A 24,669-nucleotide genomic window follows, 5' to 3' on the forward strand; every position below is an offset into this window, starting at 1 on the left:
GACAAGGTTATCGGCGACGCATCGCAAGTCTGTTGCCCTGCTCCGGTGGCAGCGACTCAGCCAGTTACAAATTCTTCAGTCGGCGGCGGCGCGCACGGCGTGCGTGTCACCGCCGCGACCCTGGCCGCCGGCGGGCCTTGCCATAACCAGGTCTCCAGCGCGCCCAGCGCGGCGTCGGGCCCGGCAGCGACCACTTCCACGCTGCCGTCGGGCTGGTTGCGCGCATGCCCACGCAGGCCCAGCGCAACCGCGCGCTCGCGGGTGAAGGCGCGGAACCACACGCCCTGCACCACGCCGGTGACGATAAAGCGCGCCGCCTGCATCAGCCGGACTTGCCGGTGATGCCCACCGCCGTTTCGATGTCGCGTGCAGTCACCGGGCCAAGGAACTGCTTGGCGAGCTTGCCGTCCGGCCCGATCAGATACGTCATCGGCAACCCGCGCGGCGTGGCGAAGTCCTGCGGCGGCTGGTAGGGGTCGAGGATCGCGATCGGGTACGACACCGGGTGGTCCTTCAGGAACGCCTGCATGTCGGCGCTGCTGATGTCTTCATAGGCCAGGCCCACCACTTCGATGGTGTCGCGCATGGTGTGCAGCGCCGACAGCTCGGGCATTTCCTTCAGGCATGGCGCGCACCATGTGGCCCAGAAATTGACCACCACCCACTTGCCGCGATGCGCGGCCAGGTCATAGGCCTCGCCGGTCACGGTCGGCAGCGACAGCTTGGGCATCTCGGCGGTCTGCTGCACCACCGAGGTGTCGGTTGGGCTGGCCGGGTCGGCGGGGGCGGCCGGCGTTTGCGGTGTCTGTGCGGTGGTCGCCGGCGCTGCACCGCCAGCGGCGGGCGTGCCCTCGCCGGTGGGTTTGCAGGCGGTCAGCAACACCAGCGGCAACAGCAGCGCACAGGCGCCGCGCACAAGGCGCACGGTCATGGAAGGTCTCCGGGAAGGTGGGTGTAGAGGTCGCCGACCGGTTGCGCCAGCACACTGCGCAAGGGTTGGCGCAGTTGTTCCAGCGCAGCGGACGCGGCCTGGCCATAGGCATCGTCGCGGCACGGCAGGGGGCGGTCTTCGATCGGCACGCGCAGCTGGCAGCTTTCGTAGAGTTCGGCCAGCGGCACCACATCCAGGTCGCGTGCCAGCAGCCATTGACCGCGCTCGTCGCGCCGCAGCAGGCGGATGCGCTTGAGTTCGCACAGCAACTCCTGCATCAAGGTGTCGGTGAGCATCGGCTCCAGTGCCAGGATGCGGTCTTCGTCCAGCCCGTTGCCGTGGATGCGCGCCTGGCGGAAACGGCCGAGCAGGCGCAGCAAGCCATAGATCTCAAAGCCTGGCGGCAGCCGCATCGCTTCGGGCTGGTAGCGGAATGCCGCCATCGAGGACGCCAGCGAGGCGCCCAGCAGCACCGAGACCCAGCTCAGGTAGATCCACAGCAGCAGGATCGGCAGCGCCGACAGCGCGCCGTAAATGCGCTGATAGGTCTGGAAATTGCCCAGGTAGAAGCCGAAGCCCCACTTGACGATTTCCATCAGGATCACCGCCAGCAATGCGCCCGGCAGCGCATGCCGCAGGCGCACCGCATGCTGCGGCACCACGCGGTAGATCAGCACGATACAGACGAATTCCACCGCCATCGGCGCCAGCCGCCAGGCGAATTCGGCCAGCCACTGGCCTTCGGTGGTGCGGAACAGCGGCAACGCGAACACGTAGGCGGCCATCGCCATCGAGGCAGCGGCCAGCATCGTGCCCAGGGTGAGCACCGTCCAATAGATCAAAAAGCGCGTCACCTTCGGGCGTGCGGCGGCCACCCGCCAGATGCTGTTGAAGGTCTGCTCGATGCTGTGCAGGGTGATCAACAGCGAGGCCACCAGCGCGACCATACCGGCCACGGTGAACTTGCCCAGATCCTCCAGCGAACGATTGAGGTAGTTCTGCACCGAGCGCGCCGCGCCGGGCACGAAGTTGTTGAAGATGAAGTCGGTCAGCGCGTCCTTCCATTCGTTGAAGGCCGGGAATGCCGACAGCACCCCGAACACCACGATCGCCAGCGGCACCAGCGCGAACACCGTGGTGTAGGCGAGCGAGGCGGCTGCCTGGAACAGACGGTCATCGAGAAAGCGGCGCCACAGGAAGCGCCCGAAGCTGACCGTGCGCGCGCGGTCGCGCAGCCGTTCTTTCCATTGGTGGATTTTGTTCACACGCGACATCGCGCAAGGGTACCCGATGCGCCGTCTTCGCGGCCTTGCCGCAACTGCGGCGTGCAGGCGGACGGTGGCTTGGCCGATACTGCGTCGAACTCACACAGGCGGTGGATGCGCGATGGCGGAGATTCTGGTGCTGTATTACAGCCGTGGCGGTTCGGTGGCGCGGCTGGCGCGGCAGATCGCGCGCGGCATCGGCGAAGTGCCCGGCATGGGCGCGCGGCTGCGCACGGTACCGCCGGTGGCGGCGGTCACCCAGACCAGCGCCCCGCCGGTACCTGACGAGGGCGCGCCGTATGTGGACAAGGCCGATCTGGCCGAATGCAGCGGTTTGCTGCTGGGCAGCCCGACCCGCTTCGGCAACATGGCCGCGCCGATGAAGCATTTCCTCGACGGCCTGGGCGCCGAGTGGGCCAGCGGCACCCTGGCCGGCAAGCCGGCAGGCGTGTTCACTTCCACCGCCTCGATGCACGGCGGCCAGGAATCCACCTTGCTGTCGATGCACCTGCCGCTGCTGCACCACGGCTGCCTGATCGTCGGCATCCCGTTCACCGAGCCGGCGCTCAGCCATACCACCAGCGGCGGCACGCCCTACGGCGCCAGCCATGTCTCCGGCGCCGGCGGCGACCCGCAACCGAGCGAGGACGAAGCGCTGCTGGCGCGTGCGCTGGGCCGCCGGGTGGCCGATATCGCCCGGCGCCTGGCCAGCCCATGAGCTTGCGCGCCACGCATTGGCTGCTGACTGCCGCGCTGATCGCGCTGACGGTGCTGTTCGTGAGCTGGTTTCACGACGACCGCCACCGCACCGCGGCGCTGCTGGTGTTCGCGCTGCCGCCGGCGCTGATGGCCGCGCTGGTGTTGCGCAGCGCACGTGCGCGTTTCTGGGCCGGCGTGTTCGCGCTGGGCTGGTTCAGTCACGGCGTGATGGCCGCCTGGAGTCAGCCGCAGGCGCGTGGGCTGGCCTGGCTGGAAGTACTGCTGGCGCTTGCGGTTGTGGCATTGGTGGGTGGCCCCGGCATGGCGGCACGCTTGGGCCGCCCGCGCCCTCCACGTTGACCCGCTTGGGCAGCACCCGCGCCGGGGTCGTATCATGACGGCCCTCGCGCGGCCTGCACCGCGCCCGTTTGAAGGACCCGCAGCAATGGAAGACCTCCTGATCGTCACCACCGGTGGCACGATCGACAAGATCTACTTCGACGACAAATCGGACTACCAGATCGGCGACCCGCAGATCGGCCAGATCCTCAAGGAGCTGGGTGTGACCTTCCGCTTCTCGGTGATTCCGATCATCCGCAAGGATTCGCTGCACATCACCGCTGCCGACCGCGAACTGGTGCGCGCCACCATCGCCGCCCAGCCGACGCGCCACGTGCTGATCACCCACGGCACCGACTCGATGGTGGAAACCGGCAAGGTGCTGCAGTCGATCGCCGACAAGACCATCGTGATGACCGGCGCGCTCAATCCGGCGCGCTTTCGCGGCTCCGATGCCGAGTTCAACATCGGCTGCGCGGTCGGCGCGGTGCAGTCGCTGCCGGCCGGCGTGTACATCGCCATGAACGGGCGCATCTGGAATCCGGACAAGGTGCGCAAGAACGTCGCCGCCAACCGCTTCGAATCGCTCTGACGCCATGAGCAAGGCCACCCGCGCAACCAGGGCATTGGATGCCGCCGGCGTGGCCTATGTATTGCACCCCTACGCTTACCAGGCCGATGCGGACGCGAAGGGCGTGCAGGCGGCAAATGCCTTGGGACTGGCGCCGCACACGGTGCTGAAAACACTGATGGCCTGGGTCGACGACCAGGCGGTGTGCGTGGTGATCCCGTGCGATCGCCGGGTGTCGCTGAAGAAGCTGGCCAGTGCCTGCAACGGCAAGTCGGCGCGCATGATGGAGGTGGCCGATGCCGAGCGCCGCACCGGCTACAAGGTCGGCGGCATCAGCCCGCTCGGGCAACAACGCCAGGCGCCGGTCCTGATCGAAGCCAGCGCACTGGATGCGCCGTCGCTGTGGATCAACGCCGGGCAACGCGGCCTGCTGCTGGAGTTGCCGGGCGATGGCATCGTTGCCGCATTGCAGGCGCGGCCCTGCGGTGTCTGCGACTAGACGCGGCGGTACATCGCGCCGCGTGCGTGTGCGCTGGCGCCAGCCGGCACTCGGAAATCCGCAAAGTACCTAGTGCTTGCGGCAGCGCCACCCGCAGGCTGCGCGTGCCCGCGGGCACAGTGACCTGGTAATACAGCGAGCCACCGGTGGCTGCGGCCAGGGCGTTGCGCGCCGCATCGCTGGTCAGGGTGGTCGAGGCGGTCACCGCAGCCACTGCACCATCGGCGTTGACCAGCCCTGCCCCGCATCCCTGCGGACACGCCACCGGCAATGCACGCGCAGTGCTCTTGAGCATCGCTTCGACACTGGCCGCACTGAGCGGATTGAGCGCCACCGACTGCATCAACGCCACCACGCCGGCCACATGCGGTGCCGCCATCGAGGTGCCGCTGTAGACCGCGTAACCGGGGCTACCCGCCGCCGTGCTGCCGCTGTTGAGCGTGGACAGAATGGCCTGCCCGGGCGCGGCGATATCCACGCCCGGGCCGAAGTTGGAAAAGCCGGCCCTGGCCCCGGCCGAGGTGGTCGCCACCGCGATCACGTTCGGGCCATTGGCCGGCACGCTCTGGGCGACGTCGACATCACTGTTGCCGGCGGCCCCCTGCCTCCAGAACGCCGTTGCCCCGCGTGGGCGGGGCAACGGGGGTGTCGAGCGTGCGCTGCAGCCGCACTGCATCACGCACGCCGACGCGGTGCCAACGGCTCGGCCACTGGCACCGTGCGGTCCTTACGGGGTCTGACTGACCGCACCGGCCGCGTTGACGATGCCGGCGCCGCAGCCGCCCGAGCAGGCGCCGGGTAGCGGACGCGCGGTGTTCTTCAACAGTGTTTCCACCGCCGCCGGGGTCAGCGGACGGCTGGCGGCCGACTGCACCAGCGCCGCCACGCCGGCCACGTGCGGGGCTGCCATCGACGTACCGTTATAGGAGGCGTAGCTGGCGCTGCCCGGGGTGGTGGTGCCGCTGTTGAGCGTGGACAGGATCGCCGAGCCCGGCCCGGAGATGTCGATGGTGCTGCCGAAATTGGAGAAGCTCGAACGCGCACCGGCCGAGGTGATCGACGCCACCGAGATCACGTTGGCGCAGCTGGCCGGGGTGAAGTTGGCCACGTTGGCATTGCTGTTGCCGGCCGCCACCACCACCGTGGTGCCGCGCGACACCGCGCCGTTGATGGCGTTCTGGTAAGTGCTCGAGCAGGTGCCGCTGCCGCCCAGCGACATGTTGATCACTTCGGCCGGATTGGCGTTGGCCGGCACGCCGGAGACGGTGCCGCCCGATGCCCAGACGATCGCGTCGGCAATGTCGGAGGTGGTGCCGCCGCACAGACCCAGCGCACGCACCGGTACGATGCGCGCGTTGAACGCGGTGCCGGCCACGCCGGTGCTGTTGTTGGTGACCGCAGCGATGGTGCCGGCCACATGGGTGCCGTGCCAGCTGGAGTTGGCCGCTGGCACACCGGAGCCGCATTGGTCGGCAGCGCGCCAGTCGCCCTGGTCGGCCGGATTGTTGTCGCGACCATTGTTGTCACGCGCCCGCGCCGCGTCGCTGATGAAGTCGTAACCCGGCAGCACATTGGCGTTGAGATCCGGGTGGCTGGTAATGCCGGTGTCGATCACCGCCACCACTACGCCAGTACCGGTGGCGGTGTCCCAGGCCGGACGCACGTTGATGCTCGAGGCGGTGGTGCCGAAGCCCCACTGCTCGGACAGACGGGGGTCGTTGGGGGTCAGCGTCGGGTACATGATCTGATCGACTTCCACGTACTCCACGCTCGGGTCGGCGGCGAGCCGGCGCATCAGCGTCTCGGCCTCGGCACGGTCCAGGCCACGGTCGGTCTTGAGCACTTCCGAACCCAGCGCGGTGCGACGCACGTGATTCAGGCCCAGCGCACGGCCGGCGCGTGCCGGCACGGCGGTAGCGATCGAATTGAGCGACGCGCGCATCGAGGTCGGGCTCACTGCGGCGCTGGAACCGTCCCGGTACTTGACGATGAAGCGGTCCAGGGTGGGCTGCGAATCCAACCCGGAAAGATTGACCTGACCGGCAAACGCCGGCACCGCCAGCAGCGAGGTCAGCGCGGACACACCCAGGACCACCAGCGCGCGCGTGGGCGCACGTCGTTGCGACACATTGGACATCGATCGTTCCTTATTTGAGAGGTACCGCAATTGCGGCGAGATGGCCGAACCGGCTCCACGTGCTGCGGATCGGGTCGGGCAGTGCCCGGGCGCGGGCGCCCGGCGAGACGACTGACCGATGTCCGTTCCGGTCGAGCGGCAACACATCGCCGGCGCCCGCCGATGCGGCAGACGTGGGCGATACGTCGCTGATGGGGTGAAGCGGATCTGCTGCAGGGGATCGGCACCGCTCGGCCATGGCCAGGCAGTGCCGATGTGCCTCAGTAGCTGGCGCGCAAGGTCACGCCGGAGAACGTGCTGTATGCCTTGACCCGCACATGGTAGGTGCCCGACGGCGCGCTGATGCTGCAGGTCTCGGCATTGCCGCTGCGGTACGGACGGCAGGTGTAGGTGGTGTCGGTCGGCGCACTGCCGGCACGCACATACAGGTCTGCATCGCCGCTGCCGCCGCTGATCGCCACGGTCAGCGTGCCGCTACCGGCCGGCACTGCGATGGTGTAGTTCAGTTCCGCACCCGTGGCCGCGCCCAGTCCGGTGACCGGCGTGCCGTTGGTCAGGGTGTTGCCGGTGCCGCCACCGCCGCCGCCATTGCTGCCACTGATGGCGGCGGTCACCGCCGCATCGGCATTGACGATGCCGGCGCCGCAGCCGCCCGAGCAGGCGCCCGGCAGCGCACGCGCGGTGTTCTTCAACAGGGTTTCCACGGCTGCCGGCGTGAGTGCGCTCGGCGCGACCGACTGCACCAGCGCGACCACGCCGGCCACATGCGGCGCCGCCATCGAGGTGCCGTTGTAGGACGCGTAGCTGGCACTGCCCGGGGTGGTGGTGCCACTGTTGAGGGTGGACAGGATCCCCGAACCCGGTGCCGACACATCGATTCCGGTGCCGAAGTTGGAATAGCTGGCCTTGGCGCCGGCCGAGGTGGTGGCTGCCACTGCGATCACGTTGGCGCAGTTGGCCGGCAGCGAACCGGACACGTTGGCAGAATCGTTGCCGGCCGCCACCACCACCGTGGTGCCGCGCGAGACCGCACCGCTGATCGCGTTCTGCATGGTGGTCGAGCAGGTACCGCCGCCGCCGAGCGACATGTTGATCACCTCGGCCGGATTGGCGTTGGCCGGCACGCCGCTGACACTGCCGCCGGAAGACCAGACGATGGCGTCGGCGATATCCGACAACGAACCGCCGCACTTGCCGAGCACGCGCACCGGCACGACCTTGGCGTTGTAGGCAGTTCCCGCCACGCCGGTGGTGTTGTTGGTCACCGCGGCCACCGTGCCGGCCACATGGGTGCCGTGCCAGCTGGAATCGGAGGCCGGAATGCCGGTGCCGCATTCATTGGCGGCGTACCAGTCGCCTTCGTCGGCAGGATTGCTGTCGCGCCCGTTGCCATCGCGCGCCGTGGTGGCATCGCTGATGAAGTCGTAACCCGGCAGGATGTTGGCGTTGAGATCGGCATGGGTGGTGATGCCGGTGTCGATCACCGCCACCACCACATTGGCGCCGGTGGCCTTGTCCCAGGCCGGGCGGATATTGAGGCCGGCGTTGGTGGTGCCGAAGGCCCATTGCTCGGACAGGCGGGTGTCGTTCGGGGTCAGTGTGGCGTGCAGGATCTGGTCGACTTCCACGCTCTGCACATTGGGGTCGGAGGCCAGCTGGCGCATCAGGGTTTCGGCGTCGGCGCGGTCGAGTGCACGGTCGGTCTTGACCAGCTCCGGTCCCAGCGCCAGGCGGCGCACCGAGTTCAGGCCCAGCGCCTTGCCGGCCTTGGCCGGAACAGCGCGCGCGGCGGTGCGCAGCGAGGTGCTCAACGCGGTTGGACTGGCCAGCGCGGTGCTGCCGTCCTTGTAGGTCACGATGAACTTCTGGTGGGTTTGGGCGGTGGCCAGGCCATCCAGGTACACCTCTCCGGCAAAGGCCGGGGTTGCCAACAACAACGACGTCAGCGCAGCTGCGCTCAGGATGGTCAGTGCACCGGGGCACTTGCGGAAAGACTCGTTCGACATCGAATTCCCTTCTAGATCAAAGAGCACCGCCGGAGCGGTGGTAACCGGTGCCGCCTTCCATAGGTCAGCACCAGCGTCCCGGATCGACCCCCTGTTATCGATCCGTTCAGCGAACCTACCGCACTACAACCAGGCTGGACAATAACAAGTTCGCACTTTCGCTCAATGAAATATCAGTTTTGTGACACCGTACGGCACCGTTCAGTCAGTTGACGACACTTTCGGACATGAATTGGCACACACCTGCTGCGCTGCGGCCAAAAAAAAGCCTCTGCGCGCTTGCGCAGAGGCCTGTTTTGACGCGACGGGTCGGCTCAGGACAGACGCACCAGCCAACCGTGGCGGTCCGGGACACGCCCGTACTGGATGTCGGTCAGCTCCTGGCGCAGCGACATGGTCACCTCGCCGGCCGGGGCGGAGAGATCGCCGACCGCAAAGCCATCGCCCTTCAGCTCGCCGATCGGGGTGACCACGGCAGCGGTGCCGCAGGCGAACACCTCGCTGATCTCGCCCGATGCCACGCCCTGCTTCCACTCGTCGATGGCGACCTTGCGCTCGACTACCCGCATGCCGCGGTCGCGGGCCAGTTGCAGGATGCTGTCGCGGGTGATGCCTTCCAGGATGCTGCCGGACAGTTCCGGCGTCACCAGCGTGCCGTCCTTGTAGACCAGGAACACGTTCATGCCGCCCAGTTCTTCGATGTACTTGCCTTCTACCGGGTCCAGGAACAGCACCTGCGAGCAGCCCTGCGCATAGGCCTTCTGCTGCGGCAGCAGCGAGGCGGCGTAGTTGCCGCCGCACTTGGCCGCACCAGTGCCGCCCTTGGCCGCACGTGCGTATTCGGTGGACAACCAGATCGACACCGGCGCCACGCCCTTAGCGAAATACGGGCCGGCGGGACTTGCGATGACGTAGTACGAGGCCTTGTGCGCCGCACGCACGCCCAGGAACGCCTCGTCGGCGATCATGAACGGGCGGAAATACAGGCTGGTTTCCGGCGCCGACGGCACCCAGCTCGCGTCCACTGCCACCAGCTGGCGCAGCGATTCGACGAACAGGTCCACCGGCAGTTCCGGCAACGCCAGCCGGCGCGCCGAGCGCTGCAGCCGCTCGCCATTGGCTTGCGGGCGAAAGGTCCAGATCGAGCCGTCGGCATGCCGGTAGGCCTTGATGCCCTCGAAGATTTCCTGGCCGTAATGCAGCACCGAGGCGGCCGGATCCAGCTGCAGCGGGCCGTACGCACGTACCTGCGCGTCGTGCCAACCGAGCTCGTTGGTCCAGGAAATGGCGACCATATGGTCGGTGAAATGCAGCCCGAAGCCGGGTGCGGCCAGGATCACGGACAGCTCGTCGGCACTGCACGGCGACGGGGAACGGGTGGAAGCGAAGGACACGGACACCGGAAGATTCCTGTATGGCGGGCGGAAGGACGCGGCGCCACCTGTTGGACATGGCGCCTGACGATCAGAGCATGCCGGTCTCGAGACGGGCCGCTTCGGACATCATATGCCGGCCCCACGGCGGGTCGAAAACCAGCTCGACGTCGGCTTCGGCAATGGTCGGGATCATCTCCACCTTGCTGCGCACGTCGTCGACCAGGATCTCGCCCATGCCGCAACCGGGCGCGGTGAGGGTCATCTTGACGTCCACCCGGCGCTGGTCGTCTTCCTCGCGATGGCTGACCACCGCCTCGTAGACCAGGCCCAGATCGACGATGTTGAACGGGATCTCCGGGTCGAAGCAGGTGCGCAGTTGCTGCCACACCAGTGCCTCCACCTCTTCGTCGCTGGCATTGGCGGGCAGTTCCAGCCCCGGCGGTGCCTCCTTGCCGATCGCATCGCCATCCTTGCCGGCAATGCGGAACAGGTTGCCCTCGACAAAGACGGTATAGCTGCCACCCAGCGCCTGGGTGATATAGCCATAACTGCCTGCGGGCAGGGTCACCGAATCGCCCTGCGGCACCATGACGGCATCGCAATCGCGTTCGAACTGGACGGGTTCGCTGCTACGGGAGTACATGGGCTGGATATGGGGCCGCGGCGGATGCGCGCAAGTCCGCCATTCTAGCCGACCACGGCAATGTCACTGCCATTGCGGGATGGAGCCAGCGACGACGCTGCATTCCATCGGCGCGTCCATCACCACGCAAAACACGGCGCGCGCCTTATCATGTGCGCACTGTCAGGAGCTCCAATGCCGCCTACCACCGCGTCCGCCAGAACCGCGCACTGGCTCTGGCCCCCGCTCCTGCTGCTGGGATGCGTCACCGCCCTGATCGCCTGGATGCTCATCGCGCTTGCCCTGGGCAACCAGGCCGGCTGGATGGCGGTGCTGGTGGCCCTGGAAATCGTCTGGATGCTGCGCCTGGGCACGCTGGGCGCCGGCCCGTTGCGCATCGGTATCGCGGTCGTGGCGACCGCGCTGATCATCGTCGGCGCCAACTGGGGCATCGCCTCGGCGCAGTTGGGTGGCGCACTGGGCCTGGACCCGTGGACCTCGGCGCAGAAGATGGGCACCGGGCTGGCCTGGACCCTGCTGCAACTGGCCAACAACGGCTTCGACCTGCTGTGCTATGCCGCCGCACTGGTCCTGGCATGGTGGGCGGCGCGCTGAGTCGGACGTGTTCGCAACGGCTACCAGTAGGCATTGTGTTGAAGCTGATGCTTCGTCTGCACAGCTCAAGTCACGTGGCTCCCTACTTAGCGCTAGCGCTTTATTTTCCTGACGCAGCGATATCCGGGGGAACTCCGCGACTTGGCTGCGGGGCCCTTGCCCGCCCACCATCGCAGGACACGCTGCAAGTACGTCCCTGTAGGCTCTTACGCGACGGTGGGCGGGCAAGGACCAAGCGAGATGGTCGGTGCGCTGGTGCAAGCAAGATCCCGGGGGATCCAGCGCTTCCTTCCATCTATGCGCGACGTGCGTTGCTTGGATTATTGGCGTCCAGTTGACCTCTCAATCAAAGCCTGGCAACACGCAAGCTTTGAAAAGACCAGCTACAAACTTCTCAGCGTCCCAAAGCAACAACAGGTTTCCACCGGACCACCGACCGACTTTCTGGTGCGGTGTCCTCACCGGTTGCGGGACCCTTGGCGGCATGGATGCCGCCACCGAGCCTCCACGGACGGATGCACGGCGTGTCCCGCAAGCGGTGAGGGCACCGCGCACTCGACTCACCGCGTTTTGACTGTCACTAAGCACCGCTGTGACTCGAAAGCTCGGTGGCTTGTTGCGGGCTGGCTGCTAAGACTGGCCGGATAGTGCGGATAGAACACTCGTGAAACAGCCGATCTGCGGCTTAGCTGTAAGGAACTGGCAGCGAGTACACCGCCCTCGACCAAGTGGCTTCACAAGTTAATCTGCTAAATCGCTCGCACGACGCCTCAATGCCCGCCCCCGTCCAGCGCCTTCAGCTCGCTGACCAGCGCGCCGGCCGCTTCCGCGCCATCGCCGTACAGCATGCGGGTGTTGTCGGCGTAGAACAGCGCATTCTCGATGCCGGCAAAGCCGTTGCCCTTGCCGCGCTTGATCACTACCGTGTTCTTCGAATTGACCACGTCCAGGATCGGCATGCCGTAGATCGGGCTGGCCGGGTCGGTCCTGGCCACCGGGTTGACCACGTCGTTGGCGCCGATCACCAGCGACACGTCGGTGCTGGCGAACTCGGGATTGATGTCGTCCATGTCGGCGATCAGGTCGTAGGGCACGCCGGCCTCGGCCAGCAGCACGTTCATGTGCCCGGGCATGCGCCCGGCAACCGGGTGGATCGCGAACTTCACCTTGACCCCGCGCGCGATCAGCCGCTGCGCCAGCTCCCAGATCTTGTGCTGCGCCTGTGCCACCGCCATGCCGTAGCCGGGCACGATCACCACCCGCTCGGCGAACGCCATCATCGCCGCCACGTCGCCGGCCTCGATCGGCTTCTGCGCCCCGGCGATCTGCTGTGCCTGCCCGCCGCCGCCGAAGTTGGAAAACAGCACCCCGCTGATCGGCCGGTTCATCGCCTTGGCCATCAGGCGCGTCAGCAGGATGCCGGCGGCGCCGACCATCATGCCGGCGATGATCAGCGCCTCGTTGCCCAGTACATAGCCTTCGAAAGCCACCGCCAGGCCGGTGAATGCGTTGTACAGCGAGATCACCACCGGCATGTCGGCGCCGCCGATCGGCAGCGTCATCAACACGCCCAGCGCCAGCGCCACCACGAAGAAGGCGATGATTGCCAGCGGCTGCAGGCTGTAGGCCGCCCAGATACCGAGCGCCAGCACCGCCAGTGCCACCAGCAGATTGAAGGCCTGCTGGCCCGCAAAGGTCACCCGACGGTCGAGCCGGCCATCCAGCTTGGCCCAGGCCACGATCGACCCGGACAACGACACTGCGCCGATCGCCGAGCCGACCACCGCCAGCACCACCGTGGTGGTGTCCGGCCGCCGCGCCGCCAGTTCGGCGACCGCCTGGGCGCTCCAGTGGGTGGTGTCGCGGTTGGCGAAGAAGGCAAAGCGCAGCAACTCCACCGCCCCGATCGCCGCCGCCGAGCCGCCGCCCATGCCGTTGTACAAGGCCACCATCTGCGGCATGTCGGTGATGGCGACCTTCCTGGCCGACCACCATGCCACCCCGGTGCCGATCGCCAGCGCGGCCAGGATCAGCGGCACGTTATGCAGCTCGGGCAGGAAGAATGTCGCCACCGTGGCGATCAGCATGCCCAGCCCGGCCCAACGGATGCCGCTGCGCGCGGTCAACGGCGACGCCATGCGTTGCAACCCGAGCAGGAACAGGGTCGCCGCGACCAGATAGCTGGACTTGACCAGCCACGCCAGCAATGCGGCGGTGGACACGTTCATGGCGCGTCTCCGCCCGGTGGCTTCTTGCTGGACTTGAACATGTCCAGCATCCGCTCGGTCACCACGTAACCCCCGGCCGCATTGCCCGCACCCAGCATCACCGCAACGAATCCCAGCGCTTTTTCCAGCATGGTATCGGCGTGCCCCAGCACCACCATTGCGCCGATCAGCACGATGCCGTGGATGAAGTTGGAACCGGACATCAGCGGGGTATGCAGGATCGCCGGCACCCGCGAAATGATCACGTGGCCGGCGATGGCCGCCAGCATGAAGATGTACAGCGCTACGAACCCGTCGCTCATGGTCTTTCGCTCCACTGGCCGGTGCGGCCCGCCGATCATACCCACGCCGTGCGTGCCCGGGCGCGTGTCAACCGAATCGGCACTCGGCCGTTGACGTCGTATCGTCTCTGCGGAAGCTACGCTGTGCTGGTGGGAACCCCTTTCGATCCGCAACCTGCCGCACCGGCCGCCACCGCGCCGGTTTCGCTGGACGCCTTCCTGGCCGGCATCGGCCCGCGTGCGTTCCGGTTTGCCGAGGCCGGCCTGCGTCACCGCGAAGATGCGCTGGACGCCGTGCAGGACGCCATGGTGAAGCTGCTCGGCTACCGCGAGCGCCCGGCCGCCGAATGGACGCCGCTGTTCTGGAGCATCCTGCGCAGCCGCATCATCGACCTGCAGCGCCGGCGCAGCTTCCGCCTGAAGTTCTGGGCGCCGGCCGAACGCGACGACGATGAAGGCACCATCGACTGGGCCGACCCCGGCACGGGCCCGGTGGACGAACAACGGCATCAACAGGCCTACCAACGGCTGGTCCAGGCCCTGCGCGGATTGCCGGCGCGCCAGCGCGAAGCGTTCACGCTGCGGGTGCTGGAAGACCTGGACGTGGCCACCACCGCCAAGGCGATGGGCTGCTCGGAAGGCTCGGTCAAAACCCACCTGTCGCGTGCGCGCGACGCGTTGCAGAAACAGTTCGAGGATTTGCTGTGAACCGCTCCCACGACCCGGCCCAGCTGGACGCGCACCTGCGCCACCTGCATGCCACCGCACTCGCCAGCCTGCCGCCGCAGACCTTGGCGCGCCTGCGCCAGGCCCGTCACGCGACCGCTCCCACGCGCGCCCGACGCGGCTACTGGCTGCTGGCGACCGCGTGTTCCGGGCTGCTGGCGATCGGCATCGGCCTGCAACTGCGGCCGGGCGAGCGCACCGCGCCCGGCCCCGCCCCGACCCAAGCGGTCGCCGGCACCACCACCGATACCGACGACATGCTGACCCAGAATCCGGACCTGTACGTCTGGCTGGGGTCCGACACCGCCCTGGCCATGGAATAAGCACGATGACCCGCACCACCCGCCTGTTGTTGACTCTGCTGCTGTGCGCCGCACCCTGCGCCTCCTTGCTGGCCCAGGCCCATCCCCCGGAACCGCCGGGACCGCCGCCGGATGGCCCCGGTCTGCGAGGTCCCGGCCCGCGCGAGGCAGACACGCCGATGCCCGAGTGGGACAAGCTCACACAGCAGCAGCAGCAGGTGCTGATCGATGCGCTGCGCCAGCGCTGGAACGATGTGCCGGAAGAACGCCCGCGCACGTATCGCCACGCGCGCCGCTGGCTGGACATGACCCCGGAGCAACGCAAACAGGCCAAGGCCGGCATGGACCGCTTCCGCAACATGAATCCGGCGCAACGCCGCGAGGCGAAGGCCTTGTTCGAACGCATGCGCACGCTCAACCAGCAACAACGCAATGAGCTGCAGCAACGCTGGCAGAAGATGAGCCCGGCCGAGCGCAACACTTGGTTGCGCGAGCATCCGTCAACCGACGATTGACGGCAGCGCCACCGCGGCGAGTGCGGCACGCCATCGCACGGGTCCCCGGTCGCGCGCGGCCACCGTAGGAGCGCGCTGGCGCGCGACGGAGCATTACCGATAAAGCGCCATCGCGCGCCAATGCGCTCCTATCCGGAAACGCAAACGCGCAAGGCGCATGGGCTCGGCGGGGCTACGCAGTCGCTGGCGCCGACCAGCGCGTTTTCGCCAGCAGTTCGTCGTCCCAGTCGAACGCCAGCGCGCCATCCTTGATCAACAACGCGGCGAACGCGTAGACATTGCGCGCGAACATTTCGCTGGCGTGTATCGCGCCCTGGCTGGCCAGATTGAGCGGGCCGGCAATCACCACGCCGTCGCGCTCGTAGGTGTCGCCTGGCCGGGTGGCGGCGCAATTGCCGCCGGCTTCGGCGGCCAGATCGACGATCACGCTGCCGGCGCGCATGCCGTGCAGCATCTCCGTGCTCAGGATCTTGGGCGCCGGCCGGCCGGGCACGGCGGCGGTGCAGACCACCACGTCAACGCTTTTGAGATGCTCGGCCAGCCGGTGTTGCTGTTCGGCGCGTTCGTCGTCGGTGAGCTGGCGCGCATAACCGCCCTCGCCGGCCGCGCTCACGCCCAGATCCAGAAAACGCGCACCCAGCGAGGCGATCTGCTCGCGCGTTTCCGGGCGTACGTCGAAGCCTTCGACCTGCGCGCCCAGCCGCTTGGCGGTGGCGATCGCCTGCAGCCCGGCCACGCCCGCACCGATCACCAGCACCTTGCACGGGCGCATGGTGCCGGCGGCGGTGGTCAGCATCGGAAAAAAGCGCGGCGTCAGTTGCGCGGCGATCAGCACGGCCTTGTAGCCGGCCATGCCGGCCTGCGAACTCAATACGTCCATCGATTGCGCACGCGTAGTGCGTGGCAGGCGCTCCAGCGGAAACGCGACCAGCTCCCCGGTGGCAATCGCCTGCGCACGTGCCGGGTCGGCGTCCGGCGCCAGCATGCCGATCAGCACCGCGCGGGGCTTACACTGCTGCAGCACCTCGGTGGGCGGTGCCTGCACGCTCAGCAGCACCTCGGCCTGGCCCAGGGTGTCTGCCGTGGCGAGCCGCGCCCCGGCCTGAAGATACGCTGCGTCGGCCATGCTGCTGGCGCAGCCGGCGCCAGGCTCGATCCACACGCTGGCGCCGAGCGCGACCAGTTTCTTGACCGTTTCCGGCGTGGCGGCGACACGGCGCTCGCCTGCCGCGTGTTCTTTCAGCACCAGCACCTGCACAGCCATGCATTGCTCCGCTCGCGCGCCTTTGGTCGGGGCGATGCTAGCAGAGCGTGCGGCAGTCACGCTCCGGCCGGCAGCATCGGGAGCGAGCAACTGCTAGGGGCGGCATCAGCGCCACCGCTTCGGTGCGGTGGTCGATGGCAAGGCGACACTGCTGGCCGAGACAGCCCAAGCATCGATGGCATCGATACTGCGGTACATGCCTGGGGCGATGCGGTGGCGGCCTTCGACCAGCCCGGGCCAGGGCTGAGCAGGGGCTGGCTCGGTCATCGCGGCAGCGCTGGGTTCTTATCGGCCAGGTGCGCGCCTGACCGTAAGGCGATGCGTCGAGCGCATCGCGCGTCACCCGCTAGTGCACGGTGCTGTTGTGCAGCGGGTCCAGGCGGTCGATGACGCCCTGCATGGCGCTGTCGAAGGCGCCGTCGTTGATGTGCTCGCGCAGCCGGCCCAGACGCACCATCACCGCCAGTTCCTCCGGCGAGGCGACGCAGAAGCGCACGCCGCGGCGATTGACGAATAGCAACCGCTGCGAGATCGGGCTCACCCAGGACAGCTTACCCGCCTGCACCTTGCCGTCCTTGTCGACAAAATCCAGCCAGGTGCCGATACCCATCGCGCGGAAACGCTCGGCATCGGCGCTGTCGATGCTCTGCGCCACCGCCTCGGCACCCAGCACCACACTGACGCTTTCGGCAGCCGGGGGCGGCAGGTTGACCTGGGGCAGTTCCGGCAAGGCCTTTTCCAGCTCAGGACGCGCCTCGGCGATCGCCTGCAGGGTGTCGTGCAGCGCACCGATCGCCACCACCACTGCATCGCCATGCAGGCCGACGCTGGCGAACACGCGGTGCAAGGCCGGCTGCCAGACCTGCAGCCACGGCTTGCCGACGATATGGCGGCGCGCCTCGGCCAGTTCCTCGAGCACGCCATCGGCCAGGGCCAATGCCTCGACGGTGCCGGGACCTTCGTCGCCGTCGCGCAGGATCGCCATGGTCAGATGGTGCAGCCACGGCTGACGCAGGAAATCCTCCACGGCCTTGGGCAGCGGCGCCCCCGCTTGCGTGCGCTGTTCCAGCTCCGACAGCGCGCGGCTGCGTGCCAGTTCGAGCTTCTCCTGACCGCGTTGGGTTTCGGTGGCGCGCCGCTCGGCGATTTCCACCCGACGCCGGTGCTGCGACAGGAAATCGCGGAATTCCTCTTCCAGGGTCAGGAAGATCGCCAGGTTCTCGTTGAATTCGGCCACCAGGCGGTCGACGATTTCCTCGACCTTGCCCATCAGCACGCGCTCGGCAGCGGTGTCGCCGTTGTTGCCCTCGCAGGCCTCGGCCAGCGAATTGAGCAGGCGCCGCGCGGGATGGGTCTTCTGGACGAACATCTTGCGATCCAGCAGCGCAACCTTGACGAAGGGCACCACCAGCCGGCCGATCATTTCGCGCGACCGGTTTTCCAGATCGCGTTCATCCAGCATCACGTCGAACAGCATGCCGACCAGATCGATCGCATCCTCGTCCATCGGGTCCAGACGCGCGGTCGCCGGGTCCACGCCCAGCCGTGTGGCGCTGGACAGCACCTCGTTCTTCAGCCGCTGGGCAAGCGACTCGGTGTCGTCGCCGATGGCCGCCTGCAGCGTCGCGCTCGGCGTGGCCTGCAGCAGCGACAGCACCGACATCATCTCGCGCTGGCTCAGCGGGCGTTGCTGGCCCACCGCCACCGATGCGGCAGAGGCAGTGTTGTCGCGCACGCTGCGGGTCTGCTGCAGCAGTTCGTGCAGTGCTTCCAGCAACATGCCCTGGCTGCCGCCGGGATGACCGGCCTCATCCCCGTCCATGCCGCCGGCAGCGCCGCCGGCATGGTCACGTTGGGCTGCGGCCTGCATGCGGCCACGGCTATGCGCCCAGCGGTCCAGAAAGCGGTTGGCCCAGGCCGGTGCGTACTGGTCGTTCTGGTCGTCGCCGCCGATCTCGGCAACCGCGCCCTGCGCCTCGGCCTGCGCGCGCTCTTCGGCGGTGTCGCCACGTGGCTGCACGCGCGGCGGCGGGCGCTTGGGCTGGGAGATTTCGGGCATGACGCCGGCCTTGGCCAGCGTCTCGTCCAGACGCGCATACAACTTGCCGATCGGCTCGGCCAGGTCGCGCTCGCACAGCTTGATCAGCACCAGGCGCACTTCCGGCGCCAGGTCGCAGGTGGCGAAGGCTTCGTGGATCGCCACGCCCAGATGTTCCGGACCGAGCGGGTTGGTGTCGGCCACCAGCTCCAGGCCGCCGGCGATCCAGCCCAGGCGGCGGTCCACCCGCGCCAGCACCTGCTTGAAGTCACGCAGCAGCACGGTGGCCAGATTGCGCACCGCCAGCCGCGATTCGAGCACGTGTTCGGGCACCAGACTCAGCGGGCCGGTGCCAATGTCACCTGCCAGGACCACTTCGGCCGACAAAGGCTCGCCCAGCAGCAGCGCCTGCCAGCCGTCGTCCAGCTGCTGGCGGAACCGTGTGGACACTTCGTCGCGCTTGCGGCGCAACTCGCGCATACCATCGAGAAACAGCAATTGGGATGCGCCCGCGGATTCGGCGCGATCGAACAGCACATCGTCGAAGTGTGCGACTGCAGCTGCAAAAACCTGCGCGAGCGCGGGCACGAACACGGCGTATGCCTGTTCGAGCAAGCGTTGGTCACGGCCCGGATGTCCCGACGGACTGGGCTGAAAAGTCATGCGCAAAGGCTCCCCGCCCCTGCAGGCGTGAAAATATCCAAACGAAAAGAAACAGACGCGGCCCCACATTCCGCCAGCGCATGGTAGGCGTTTCGCTTGTTCGTTAAATGTGACGCAATTTGCACTTTAGTCGTGACCGCCAAGGTTTGCGTGTCAGTCGACATCCTAGCTTGCATCGCTGCGGTGGCGCTTGCCAAAGCGCGTTCACCGCCTGCGGGGGTTAAGCCTTCAGCTTAGGCGGCCGGTCCAGCGCATCGACCACGTCCTGCATCGCGCTGTAGAACGCGTCGTCGTCGCGATGCAGCCGCAGGCGGTCCAGCCACACCATCATTGCCAGTTCCTCCGGCGAGGACACGCACAGCCGCCCACCACGCCGGTTGACGAACATCAACCGCCCGGAAATGGGGCTGATCCAGGACAGCTTGCCGGCCTGCACGCGGCCGTGCCGGTCGATGAACTCCAGGCAGGTGCCGATCGCCATGCCACGGAAGAAATCGGCGGTGACGCGATCAAATTCCACCTGCGCGGTGGCATCCAGCATCGGGGTCAGCGGCTCGCCGACCGGATCGGCCGGACCGGGGCTCAGGCGCAGCGCGGCCAAGCTCGGCGCAAGCGGAGCTGGATCGGGCGGTCCCGCAGCAGGTAACGATGGCATGGGCACCAGCGCGCGCTGCAGTTCCTTCAGAGCCAGCTCGGCGTCGCGTTGCGCCAGCCCGGCCAGCGTAAAGGCCTGCAACAGCTGCGCACGTTGCGCCTCCAGCGCAGCGTCGCCAGGCGCAGCAGCCAGTTGCGCCAGCACCATATCGCCCATTGCCACGGCGGCCTCCAATGCCGGGCCGGCGCCGTCGCTACGCAATGCCGCCTGTTGCACATACGGCTGCCAGACACGAACGAGAAAATGCTCGACCAACGGCGGCAGCGGCCCGCGCGCCAGGCGTTCGGCCAGCGCCTGCGCGGCGTTGCTGCGCGCGCGTTCGCGGCGTTCTTCTGCGCGCTGCAATTCGTTGGCGCGGCGCTCGGCGATTTCCACCCGGCGCTGATAGTGCTCGTAGCTGGCGCCAAATTCGGCTTGCAGCGCCAGAAACAGCCCCGGATGCTCGTCGAAATCGCGCACGACCGTGTCGATCACCGCCTGCACCTGGCCGAGCAAGGCCTGTTCTGCCGCGGTTTCGCCACCATTGCCATCGCAGGCGTCGACCAACAGGTTGAGCAGGCGGCGCGCCGGATGGCTTTCGCGCACGAACAGGTGGCCGTCCAGCATCGCCAGCTTAGCCATCGGCACCAGCAACTGGCCGACCAGGCTGCGCTGCGCATCGGACAGATGGCTCTGCATCAGGATCGCGGCGAACAACAAGGCCACCAGATCCAGCGCGTCTTCGTCGTCGGGATTGAGGCAGGTGGTGGCCGGATCCACGCCAAGCGCGGCGGCGGCGCGCCTGACCTGCTGACGCAAGCCACGCGCCAGGCCCCGATCGGTGCCGTCGATGGCATCGAAACCGGCTGCAGGCATGGTCTGCAGCAGCGACAGCGCCGAGACCACCTCACGCGGCGATAGCAAGCGTCGCTCTGCAGAGACGGGCGTATCGGCTTCGGGTTCGCGCTGGCGACGTGCATGCTGCAGCAGGTGGTGAAGGCCAGGCGGCAACAGCTCGCGGCCGCTGCGCACATGCACGTCGATCGCCTCGACGCCGACCAACGCACCCTGCCCACCCGACCAATCGGTGAAGAAGCGCGCAATCCAGTCCGGCGTCTCGGCGGCCTGCTCACCTGCGCCTTCGTCCTGCCGAGGAATGCCGTGCCGCCGGCTGCGCGGCTGCGGCAAATCACGCAATCGCGCCACCTGCACCAGCGCCTGCTCCAGCGCGCCGTAGCGTTGACCGACGCGTTCCATCAGGTGCTGCTCGCAGACCTTGATCACCGCCAGATGCACCTTTGGCGCCAGCGTCACGCCCTGAAAGGCGTCGTACAAGGCCACGCCCAGATGGTCCGGCCCAAACGGATTGCTGTCGCCGTCGATACGCAGCCCGCCGGCAATGAAGCCGAGATAGCGATTGAGCCGCATCAGCTCCGGGCGCCACTGGTGCTGCAGCGCGCCAGCCAGATTGCGCACCGCCAGGCGCACCTCCAGATCCTGCTCGGGCAGCAGGGTCAGCCCGGCCGCGCCGCGTCCCAGGCTGCGATCGGCCGACAACGGCCGCCCGGATTCCAGCCCCTGCCAGGCCTTGGCCAGGTGCCCGCGAAAACGTGCGGTGATCGGCTCGCGCTGCTGCCGCACCGCCTGGATGGCCTCCAGGAAGTCGTTCTGGGCCGCGCCGGCATCGGCCGCCAGCCGGAACAGCGCCTCGGCCAGTGCATCCTGAAATTCGACAAATGCATCGGCCAGCGGCACCAGCACGATCTCGCGCACCTGATCGAGCAGGTGCGGATTGTGGCTGGGAAGCATAGGGGTGGAAACGAACTGGGTCATCGGGGAGCACGCAGGACGAACACGGAAGGGATGTCACGGCCGGGCCGGCATCGGCCCACTGGCCATGATGCGGCGGGCGTTGGGAAGGGCCTGTCTATAATTGCCCGCATCCTCGCCTTGACCCGGAATTATGCACGCACCGTATTCGCTCCAGGCGCTGGACGCGCGCCGCTCGGTCCCCTCCAAACAGCTTGGCGAGCCCGGCCCGGATGAAGACACCCTGCTGCGCATGCTCGCCTCGGCCGTGCGCGTGCCGGACCACGGCAAGCTGGTGCCGTTCCGCTTCCTGCGCATCAACGGCGATGCACGCCAGGCACTGGGCGATTTCCTGGCCGAGCGCAGCCTGGCCGCCGACCCGCTGGCGCCGCCCGCAGCGGTCGAAAAAGACCGCAACCGTTTCAACGATGCGCCACTGGTGATCGTGGTGATCGCCGCGCTGCGCCCCGGGCACAAGGTGCCCGAGCAGGAACAGCTGCTCACCGCCGGCTGCGTGTGCTTTGCGCTGCTGCAGGCCGCGCAGGCGCATGGCTTCGGCGCGCAGTGGCTGACCGCATGGATGGCCTACGACCCGGCGGTGACCGGCTATCTGGGCCTGGAGCAGAACGAGCGCATCGCCGGTTTCATCCATATCGGCACCCCGCGCCTGCAGGTGCCCGAGCGCGAGCGCCCGGATCCGCGTGCGCTGCTGCGCGACTGGACACCGTGACCACGCATACCCCTCCGCTTGCAGGCGCACCATCGGCGATCAATCGCCCGATCCCGCTCTATCTGGTCGATGCCAGCCTGTACGTGTTCCGCGCCTGGCATTCGATCCCGGACGAATTCCAGGATGCGCAAGGCTGGCCGACCAATGCGGTGCACGGCTTTGCGCGCTTCCTGCTCGACCTGCTCGAACGCGAGGATCCCCAGCACATCACCATTGCCTTCGACGAGGCGCTGGACAGTTGTTTTCGGCATGCGATCTACCCGGCCTACAAGGGCAATCGCACCCCGGCACCGGATGCGTTGCGGCGCCAGTTCGCGCATTGCAAGGCACTGTGCGCAGCGTTGGGCCTGAGCGTGCTGGCGCACCGCGATTACGAGGCCGACGATCTGATCGGCAGCGCCTTGCACAGCGTGCGTGCGCACGGCCTGCGCGGGGTGATCGTGTCGGCCGACAAGGATCTGTCGCAGCTGCTGCTCGAGCACGACGAGCAGTGGGATTACGCGCGCAACCTGCGCTGGGGCATGGACGGGGTCAAGGCGCGCCACGGCGTGCATGCCCATCAGATCGCCGACTACCTGGCGCTGTGCGGCGATGCGATCGACAACATCCCCGGCGTCACCGGCATCGGCGCCAAATCGGCGGCAGTCCTGCTGGCGCATTTCGGCAGCCTGGATGCCTTGCTGGAACGCATCGACGAAATCCCGTTCCTGCGCCTGCGCGGCGCGGCGCAGATGGCCGCGCGCCTGCGCGAGCAACGCGAACACGCACTGTTGTGGCGTCAGCTCACCACCATCGCACTAGACGCGCCGCTGGCGCTGACCGCTGCCGGTTTCACGCGCGCGCAAGCCGATGCGGACATGCTGGCAGGATTATGCGAGAGCCTGCGCTTTGGCCCGCTCACCCGGCGCCGGCTACTGGCCGCGTGCAGCGGCGCGCAGGTACCGCGCACTCCCGTTTCCCTGGAACAAGGTCTGCATCCATGAACCGACACGACACCCCGCCCACCGTGGTCTACGAAGGCAAGTACCAGCGCATGGTCGTGCGTGGCACCTGGGAGTATTCCGAACGCGTGCATGCCGGCGGCCTGGCCGCGATCATCGTGGCGGTGACCCCGGACGATGCGATGCTGTTCGTCGAACAGTTCCGCGTGCCGCTGCAGGCACGCACCATCGAGATGCCGGCCGGCCTGGTCGGCGACGTGCACGCCGACGAGTCGATCGAGCTGTCGGCCATTCGCGAGCTGGAAGAAGAAACCGGCTGGACCGCCGAACATGCCGAAGTGCTGATGATCGGCCCCACCTCGGCCGGCGCCAGCAGCGAGAAGATCGCCTTCGTGCGCGCCACCGGCCTGCGCAAGGTCGGCGCCGGCGGCGGCGATGCCAGCGAAGACATCACCGTGCACGAAATCCCGCGCGCACAGGTCGGCGCCTGGCTGGTGCAGAAGATGGCCGAGGGTTATCAGATGGACCCCAAGCTGTGGGCCGGGCTGTATCTGGTCGATCACGCGCTGGACGGCACCGCGCGTGGGTGAAGCGACCGCTGCCCGCCTGCTGGGCACCGACGATCCCGCACCGTTCAGCGTGCACAGCCCGCAGGCCGCCTCGCCATGGCTGTTGATCGCCGACCACGCCGGTCAACGCGTGCCGGCGCGGCTGGCCAATCTCGGCCTGCCGCAGCAGGAGCTGGACCGCCACATCGGCTGGGATATCGGCATTGCCGAGGTCACCCGCTTGCTGGCCGATGCGCTGGATGCGGTCGCCATCGCGCAGACCTATTCGCGCCTGGTGATCGACTGCAATCGTCCGCATGGGTCGGCCACGCTGATGCCCGAGGTCAGCGACGGCACCTCGATTCCCGGCAACCAGCAGCTATCGGCGGCCGATCGGCAGCAGCGCATCGATGCGATCTTCGCGCCGTACCACGCGCGCATTGCGGCAGAACTGGATGCACGCGCACAGCGCAGGCAACCGACCGTGCTGGTGTCGATGCACAGCTTCACGCCGATCATGGCCGGCAACGCGCGGCCCTGGCATGCCGGCGTGCTGTACAACCGCGACACGCGGCTGGCGCACCGCCTGCTGCAGGCCTTGCGCAACGAGCCGGATCTGGTGGTCGGCGACAACCAGCCCTATGCGGTCAGCGACACCAGCGACTATGCGATTCCGGTCTACGGCGAAGGCCGCGGGCTGCTGCATGTGGAGCTGGAACTGCGCCAGGACCTGATTGCCGACGCGGCCGGGCAACAGGCGTGGGCACAGCGCCTGGCACGCATCCTGCCGCCGCTGGCAGACGCGCTGCTGCCGCGTTAAAACACCTGAAATCCGCGTAGGAGCGTGCCTGCGCGCGATGAGGCGTCATCGGTAACGCCTCATCGCGCGCAGGCATGCTCCGACAGGTCATGCCAGCGCATGACCCGGCT

Annotated in this window: 24 protein-coding genes and 1 pseudogene; 12 read left to right on the top strand and 13 right to left on the bottom strand. The window is 67.7% G+C overall.

The genetic code is table 11. The features are described 5' to 3' along the window. Nucleotides 1–56: 56 nt before the first annotated feature. From XarjCFBP7645_RS17025 to XarjCFBP7645_RS17035, 3 genes are read right to left on the bottom strand one after another with little or no spacing between them, the layout of a single operon-like run. Nucleotides 57–323 carry an acylphosphatase gene (locus XarjCFBP7645_RS17025; protein WP_104538426.1) on the bottom strand — a complete coding sequence of 89 codons (267 nt, stop codon included), beginning with the start codon at nt 321–323 and terminating at the stop codon, nt 57–59. Next, the gene (locus XarjCFBP7645_RS17030; RefSeq protein ID WP_104538427.1) at nt 323–931 is read right to left on the bottom strand and encodes a TlpA family protein disulfide reductase; all 609 of its coding nucleotides are present in this window, start codon (nt 929–931) and stop codon (nt 323–325) included. The genes XarjCFBP7645_RS17025 and XarjCFBP7645_RS17030 overlap by 1 nt, the downstream gene beginning before the upstream one ends. Beyond that, on the bottom strand, nt 928–2,205 hold the full coding sequence (locus XarjCFBP7645_RS17035; protein WP_104538428.1) for a YihY family inner membrane protein: 1,278 nt from the start codon (nt 2,203–2,205) through the stop codon (nt 928–930). Before XarjCFBP7645_RS17035 ends, XarjCFBP7645_RS17030 begins: the two co-directional genes overlap by 4 nt. Before the next feature lie 112 nt (nt 2,206–2,317). Between XarjCFBP7645_RS17035 and wrbA the strand changes: the two genes are divergently transcribed. The 4 genes from wrbA to ybaK all read left to right on the top strand — a co-directional run bounded on the left by wrbA (nt 2,318) and on the right by ybaK (nt 4,304). Then, nucleotides 2,318–2,914, top strand: a complete 597-nt coding sequence (gene wrbA, locus XarjCFBP7645_RS17040) for an NAD(P)H:quinone oxidoreductase (protein WP_016900701.1) — start codon at nt 2,318–2,320, stop codon at nt 2,912–2,914. Then, a complete protein-coding gene (locus XarjCFBP7645_RS17045) occupies nt 2,911–3,255 on the top strand; it encodes a DUF2069 domain-containing protein (protein ID WP_104538429.1) in 345 nt (114 codons plus the stop codon). Before wrbA ends, XarjCFBP7645_RS17045 begins: the two co-directional genes overlap by 4 nt. An 85-nt stretch (nt 3,256–3,340) precedes the next feature. After that, nucleotides 3,341–3,826 carry an asparaginase domain-containing protein gene (locus XarjCFBP7645_RS17050; RefSeq protein ID WP_104538430.1) on the top strand — a complete coding sequence of 162 codons (486 nt, stop codon included), beginning with the start codon at nt 3,341–3,343 and terminating at the stop codon, nt 3,824–3,826. Between the two features lie 4 nt (nt 3,827–3,830). Continuing rightward, the gene (ybaK, locus tag XarjCFBP7645_RS17055; protein WP_104538431.1) at nt 3,831–4,304 is read left to right on the top strand and encodes a Cys-tRNA(Pro) deacylase; all 474 of its coding nucleotides are present in this window, start codon (nt 3,831–3,833) and stop codon (nt 4,302–4,304) included. Nucleotides 4,305–4,356: 52 nt separating this feature from the next. On the opposite strand, the pseudogene XarjCFBP7645_RS17060 reads toward ybaK, so the two are convergent. From XarjCFBP7645_RS17060 to sufT, 5 genes and pseudogenes are all read right to left on the bottom strand, one after another. Then, nucleotides 4,357–4,902 (bottom strand): annotated as a pseudogene (locus XarjCFBP7645_RS17060) (S8 family serine peptidase); the annotation flags it as partial. A 129-nt stretch (nt 4,903–5,031) separates the two neighbouring features. Then, entirely contained in the window at nt 5,032–6,441 is a 1,410-nt protein-coding gene (locus tag XarjCFBP7645_RS17065; RefSeq protein WP_181126368.1) for a S8 family peptidase, read from the bottom strand. A gap of 260 nt (nt 6,442–6,701) precedes the next feature. Continuing rightward, a complete protein-coding gene (locus XarjCFBP7645_RS17070) occupies nt 6,702–8,447 on the bottom strand; it encodes a S8 family peptidase (RefSeq protein WP_104538433.1) in 1,746 nt (581 codons plus the stop codon). A 314-nt stretch (nt 8,448–8,761) separates the two neighbouring features. After that, entirely contained in the window at nt 8,762–9,847 is a 1,086-nt protein-coding gene (locus XarjCFBP7645_RS17075) for a branched-chain amino acid aminotransferase (protein ID WP_104538434.1), read from the bottom strand. 64 nt (nt 9,848–9,911) lie between these two features. Then, nucleotides 9,912–10,466 carry a putative Fe-S cluster assembly protein SufT gene (gene sufT / locus XarjCFBP7645_RS17080; protein ID WP_017156958.1) on the bottom strand — a complete coding sequence of 185 codons (555 nt, stop codon included), beginning with the start codon at nt 10,464–10,466 and terminating at the stop codon, nt 9,912–9,914. Nucleotides 10,467–10,640: 174 nt separating this feature from the next. Here sufT and XarjCFBP7645_RS17085 point away from each other — a divergent pair, with 174 nt between their 5' ends. After that, nucleotides 10,641–11,060, top strand: coding sequence for a hypothetical protein (locus XarjCFBP7645_RS17085; RefSeq protein WP_024940819.1), 420 nt, complete (start codon nt 10,641–10,643; stop codon nt 11,058–11,060). Nucleotides 11,061–11,830: 770 nt separating this feature from the next. Here XarjCFBP7645_RS17085 and XarjCFBP7645_RS17090 read toward each other — a convergent pair. After that, on the bottom strand, nt 11,831–13,288 hold the full coding sequence (locus tag XarjCFBP7645_RS17090) for an NAD(P)(+) transhydrogenase (Re/Si-specific) subunit beta (protein ID WP_104538435.1): 1,458 nt from the start codon (nt 13,286–13,288) through the stop codon (nt 11,831–11,833). Next, complete coding sequence (locus tag XarjCFBP7645_RS17095; RefSeq protein ID WP_104538838.1) at nt 13,285–13,590, bottom strand: NAD(P) transhydrogenase subunit alpha; 306 nt, start codon at nt 13,588–13,590, stop codon at nt 13,285–13,287. Before XarjCFBP7645_RS17095 ends, XarjCFBP7645_RS17090 begins: the two co-directional genes overlap by 4 nt. Nucleotides 13,591–13,713: 123 nt before the next feature. Here XarjCFBP7645_RS17095 and XarjCFBP7645_RS17100 point away from each other — a divergent pair, with 123 nt between their 5' ends. From XarjCFBP7645_RS17100 to XarjCFBP7645_RS17110, 3 genes are read left to right on the top strand one after another with little or no spacing between them, the layout of a single operon-like run. Beyond that, a complete protein-coding gene (locus tag XarjCFBP7645_RS17100; protein ID WP_104538436.1) occupies nt 13,714–14,277 on the top strand; it encodes an RNA polymerase sigma factor in 564 nt (187 codons plus the stop codon). Continuing rightward, nucleotides 14,274–14,618: a hypothetical protein gene (locus XarjCFBP7645_RS17105; RefSeq protein ID WP_104538437.1), complete on the top strand. Its 345-nt coding sequence runs from the start codon at nt 14,274–14,276 to the stop codon at nt 14,616–14,618. The genes XarjCFBP7645_RS17100 and XarjCFBP7645_RS17105 overlap by 4 nt, the downstream gene beginning before the upstream one ends. Before the next feature lie 5 nt (nt 14,619–14,623). Further along, nucleotides 14,624–15,112 carry a DUF3106 domain-containing protein gene (locus XarjCFBP7645_RS17110; protein WP_104538438.1) on the top strand — a complete coding sequence of 163 codons (489 nt, stop codon included), beginning with the start codon at nt 14,624–14,626 and terminating at the stop codon, nt 15,110–15,112. 172 nt (nt 15,113–15,284) lie between these two features. Here the strand turns inward: XarjCFBP7645_RS17110 and XarjCFBP7645_RS17115 are convergent, their stop codons facing one another. From XarjCFBP7645_RS17115 to XarjCFBP7645_RS17125, 3 genes are all read right to left on the bottom strand, one after another. Continuing rightward, nucleotides 15,285–16,376, bottom strand: a complete 1,092-nt coding sequence (locus XarjCFBP7645_RS17115) for an NAD(P) transhydrogenase subunit alpha (protein ID WP_104538439.1) — start codon at nt 16,374–16,376, stop codon at nt 15,285–15,287. Nucleotides 16,377–16,722: 346 nt separating this feature from the next. Continuing rightward, a complete protein-coding gene (locus XarjCFBP7645_RS17120; RefSeq protein WP_104538440.1) occupies nt 16,723–19,077 on the bottom strand; it encodes a DUF1631 domain-containing protein in 2,355 nt (784 codons plus the stop codon). 220 nt (nt 19,078–19,297) lie between these two features. After that, nucleotides 19,298–21,544 carry a DUF1631 domain-containing protein gene (locus XarjCFBP7645_RS17125; RefSeq protein ID WP_104538441.1) on the bottom strand — a complete coding sequence of 749 codons (2,247 nt, stop codon included), beginning with the start codon at nt 21,542–21,544 and terminating at the stop codon, nt 19,298–19,300. 130 nt (nt 21,545–21,674) lie between these two features. Here XarjCFBP7645_RS17125 and XarjCFBP7645_RS17130 point away from each other — a divergent pair, with 130 nt between their 5' ends. The 4 genes from XarjCFBP7645_RS17130 to XarjCFBP7645_RS17145 are packed head-to-tail and all read left to right on the top strand — an operon-like array spanning nt 21,675 to nt 24,559. Continuing rightward, nucleotides 21,675–22,250 (top strand): nitroreductase family protein, encoded by a 576-nt coding sequence (locus XarjCFBP7645_RS17130; protein ID WP_104538442.1) that lies wholly within the window; start codon nt 21,675–21,677, stop codon nt 22,248–22,250. Next, on the top strand, nt 22,247–23,233 hold the full coding sequence (locus XarjCFBP7645_RS17135) for a 5'-3' exonuclease (protein ID WP_104538443.1): 987 nt from the start codon (nt 22,247–22,249) through the stop codon (nt 23,231–23,233). Before XarjCFBP7645_RS17130 ends, XarjCFBP7645_RS17135 begins: the two co-directional genes overlap by 4 nt. Further along, the gene (locus XarjCFBP7645_RS17140) at nt 23,230–23,781 is read left to right on the top strand and encodes an NUDIX hydrolase (RefSeq protein WP_047125938.1); all 552 of its coding nucleotides are present in this window, start codon (nt 23,230–23,232) and stop codon (nt 23,779–23,781) included. The genes XarjCFBP7645_RS17135 and XarjCFBP7645_RS17140 overlap by 4 nt, the downstream gene beginning before the upstream one ends. Then, nucleotides 23,774–24,559 (top strand): N-formylglutamate amidohydrolase, encoded by a 786-nt coding sequence (locus XarjCFBP7645_RS17145; protein WP_104538444.1) that lies wholly within the window; start codon nt 23,774–23,776, stop codon nt 24,557–24,559. Before XarjCFBP7645_RS17140 ends, XarjCFBP7645_RS17145 begins: the two co-directional genes overlap by 8 nt. Nucleotides 24,560–24,669: the final 110 nt, after the last annotated feature.

The sequence above is a fragment of the Xanthomonas arboricola genome, assembly GCF_002940665.1.
Classification (GTDB): Bacteria; Pseudomonadota; Gammaproteobacteria; order Xanthomonadales; family Xanthomonadaceae; genus Xanthomonas; species Xanthomonas arboricola_B.